The 3,360-nt window shown below is 40.5% G+C and carries 4 protein-coding genes; 3 read left to right on the top strand and 1 reads right to left on the bottom strand.

From position 1 onward, the window contains the following. Window positions 1-4: 4 nt before the first annotated feature. Window positions 5-292, bottom strand: coding sequence for a transposase (locus HMPREF9007_RS0125560; protein ID WP_032850847.1), 288 nt, complete (start codon window positions 290-292; stop codon window positions 5-7). Between the two features lie 150 nt (window positions 293-442). Here HMPREF9007_RS0125560 and HMPREF9007_RS00270 point away from each other — a divergent pair, with 150 nt between their 5' ends. The 3 genes from HMPREF9007_RS00270 (at window position 443) to HMPREF9007_RS00280 (ending at window position 2,933) form a co-directional block, all read left to right on the top strand. Continuing rightward, window positions 443-877, top strand: coding sequence for a hypothetical protein (locus tag HMPREF9007_RS00270; protein ID WP_008763886.1), 435 nt, complete (start codon window positions 443-445; stop codon window positions 875-877). Continuing rightward, on the top strand, window positions 849-1,208 hold the full coding sequence (gene tnpB, locus HMPREF9007_RS00275) for an IS66 family insertion sequence element accessory protein TnpB (RefSeq protein WP_277754735.1): 360 nt from the start codon (window positions 849-851) through the stop codon (window positions 1,206-1,208). Before HMPREF9007_RS00270 ends, tnpB begins: the two co-directional genes overlap by 29 nt. Before the next feature lie 87 nt (window positions 1,209-1,295). Further along, complete coding sequence (locus HMPREF9007_RS00280) at window positions 1,296-2,933, top strand: IS66 family transposase (RefSeq protein ID WP_008763884.1); 1,638 nt, start codon at window positions 1,296-1,298, stop codon at window positions 2,931-2,933. The last annotated feature ends 427 nt before the right edge of the window (window positions 2,934-3,360 follow it).

Genomic DNA, 3,360 nt, shown 5'->3' with positions numbered 1-3,360 from the left:
CTCATCAGCAAGAGCCCGATGAATTACGGTTCTCAGCACGCAATAGCGATAGTTCTTTCTGGAGCTCAGAAATACTAGAATCAATAGCATCGCTATTTACTGGTTTAGAGGATCTACCCATATCTTTGTCTTCTATTTGATACTTGTTAAGCCAATAAGTAAGAAGCTTGGCACAAAAGCCGTGACGCTTACAAAACTCAGATTTGCTCTCGGGACTTGATAAATACTCACGAATATAAGACATTCGTTCATCATCACTGTAATAGTTGTACTTCTTTTTCGAATATTTCATCTTTATTTTCGATTTTTGAAGTGTCAACTTATTCAGTACACTACATTGTGAAAAGTAGGAGTTTGCTTGTGACTTAGACAAGCAGGTAAGCGTCTCCGCGATGCCATCTTTCCTTAATTTTTGTATTTTCTTACCTTTGGCTCAAAAAACATGGAAGCCAACCCCATTTACCCCTTAATTATTGCGGACTACAAGGCTCATCTTCGCGATGCTTCTATTCCTCATTTAAGTTTTCATTCTTTCTGCCGTCAGTACAAGGTAAGAATAAAAAGTGTCCGTCAATGGATGCATCGTCACGGCTTGGATGTTACCACCATGCGTTACGATGCCCTTTTGGAAGAATGCAATCATTCTCCTGAAACAGCTCTTACGCATATAAAGCGCGAATATGATTTTCCTTTGTCTCACCCGGAGATGCATTCAGACTCCTATGTTCTGCAACCATCAGAAGTAATAAAAGGAGCTTCTATTACTTTCCCCGATGGTGTGATAGTGAATATCCGCCAGACGAGTCCTCTGGGCCTAACCAGATTTATTGATTTCTACAACAGAGTAAATGACAAGAAGTATGTTCAGCCTGAATGAATCATTAAACTATTACTTGTATCCCCGTTACATTAGTATGGGTAAAGGCGTTGATTGCCTTTGCGAACTGATTCGTCAGGATATGAAGGCCAATCCTCTGAGCGGTGACGCGTATTTGTTCTTCTCAAAGAATAAAGACATAGTAAAAATACTCCGTTGGGATAAAGATGGATTTATTCTGTATCATAAACGGCTGGAAGCCGGTACTTTCGAACTTCCCCGTTTCCAGCCTGACAGAGGCTTATATCGTTTTGAATGGGAAACGTTTTTCATGATAATGAGAGGGATCCCGCTACGTTCAGGACGTTGGCGAAAACGCTTTAAAATGTAGAAATAATAGAGATATTCATTTGATTATCAATTTATTATAATCTATTTTCTTCTTTGAACATATCCAAATTATCCGTATCTTTGTTTCATGAACAAGGAGCGGATAATCTCACTGCTGGAAGAGCAGCTGTTATTTACCAGAGCCCAGAATGCTCAATTACTTGAGCAAAACAATAAGCTCTCGGAGCAGACTCAAAGTCAGGCATTGCAACTGGCTTTGCAGTCGAAGCAGCTTGTTGCACAATCAGAACATATCAGCTTGCTTACCGCACGGGTAGAGGAACTAACAAAGTCTATCCACTCCCTTGAACAGGCATTAGTGTCCAGGAATGCTTCTTTGGAAAAAGTAAAAAATACGAGAGATGCGTTAAGCAAACTTATAAGCCAGAAGTCTGAGAAGGTCTCCCCCGACACATTTTCTGAGAAATCAGGTAACACGGAACATCCGGAGTATGCTCCCAAAGAACGTGGAAACAATAACGCCAAACGCAAGGAGTACTTTGAACTGGAAGTACAGGAACACGATATTTATCCGTCCCTGCCGGGCTTCCTGCCTGAAGCGGCCCGGCTTCTGAAAACGGTAGACTCCATACGTTATGAATATATTCCTCCCCGTTATATCAAACATATCAACCACCTGCATTATTACTTGTATCGGGGAGGCATCGTATGCGGAAAACTGCCTGCCGCTCCTTTATTAAACTCCAATTATGACGCCTCTTTCATTGCCGGCATCCTGCAATTGCGCTACATTTACTCCATGCCGGTAGAAAGGATTGTCAGGTTCTTTGCCGAAAATGGTTTTGAAATGAGTAAATCCACTGCGCACGGACTGATAAAGAAGACCGCACAGCTATTTGATATTCTGGAAGAAACGCTCAAAGAGGCCATTTTGGAGGATGATTATCTGCATATGGATGAAAGTTATTATACTGTCCTGGAGAAAGGTCCGAAGTCTGCAACCGGAAAGTCATCCTGCAAGGTATATATCTGGGCGGCTTTAGCCGCTCGTACGAAACTGGTTCATTTCTTTTATGAGAATGGGTCAAGGGCAAGAAAGGTACTGACAGATTACATAAAACCGGATTACCGGGGAGCCATACAATGTGACGGATTCTCAGATTATAAGATATTGGAAACAAAGGAATATCCCCATGTAATCCGCCTGGCATGTTTTCAACATTGCAAACGTAAATTTCTGGATATACCGGCAAACAGGGATGCACAAAGAATTGTAGAAATCATTAACAGGCTTTACCGAAAGGAGCATGAAATACCGTCGGAATATACACCCGGGCAGATACTGGAGTATAGAAAGGAGCATGCACCACCCATATTGGCAGAGCTGAAGGAAAACCTACTTGCCATACAGGCTAAAAAAACGACTTTACCCAAAAGTAATTTAGGCAAAGCGGTCAATTATACCCTGAATGAATTTCCAGCATTATGCAATTATATGCTCAGACCCGAGTATGAAATGGACAATAATGCCATTGAGAGGATTAACAGATATATAAGCCTGAGCAGAAGGAACTCACTATTTTGCGGAAGTCATCAGGGAGCAAAAAGAGCAGTACTGATATATTCACTGGCATGTTCATGCAGGCTAAATGGAATTAATACATTTGAATACTTCAAAGACATATTAAACAAATTTGTAATGGTAAATCCCAATACAAATAAAAAATATCTCAGAGGACTATTACCGGATAAATGGAAGAAGTAACGGCATCGCGGAGACGCTTACGCCGTCACTTTTTGTGTTGTAAACTGATTCTTGGTCTAGCATATTATTCTCCTAGAGATAATCAGGCTCCCCACGTAATTTGAATGCGTTTTTGCTCTCATGCTCTAACAATTTGTCTGCATCCCTTTATTCATCGTTGTTTCAGGTATGGCAGCAACTGTGGTAGCAGGTATGATAGCAAGTGTTTGCTCTCACTCTTCCATGTATCATTATCTGTCATTTGTTTGATTTTGTCATTTGATTTACAGTGTATTAATGTCTGAGGTGTCAATTCTTAACGATTGATATTTCAGACATTAATAATTGATAAATCATCCTTTAATAGTTGATAACTCCGCTGTTTTTGAGTGATAAATGATTTATTGTTTCTTGGAAGAGCAGGTTAATCGAACAGTTGGTGCGGTCA

Origin of the sequence: Bacteroides sp. 1_1_14, from assembly GCF_000162515.1 — a bacterium.
GTDB lineage: Bacteria > Bacteroidota > Bacteroidia > Bacteroidales > Bacteroidaceae > Bacteroides > Bacteroides thetaiotaomicron.
The sequence above is the reverse complement of the archived record's forward strand: the minus strand, read 5'-3'. Positions and strand labels throughout refer to the sequence as shown.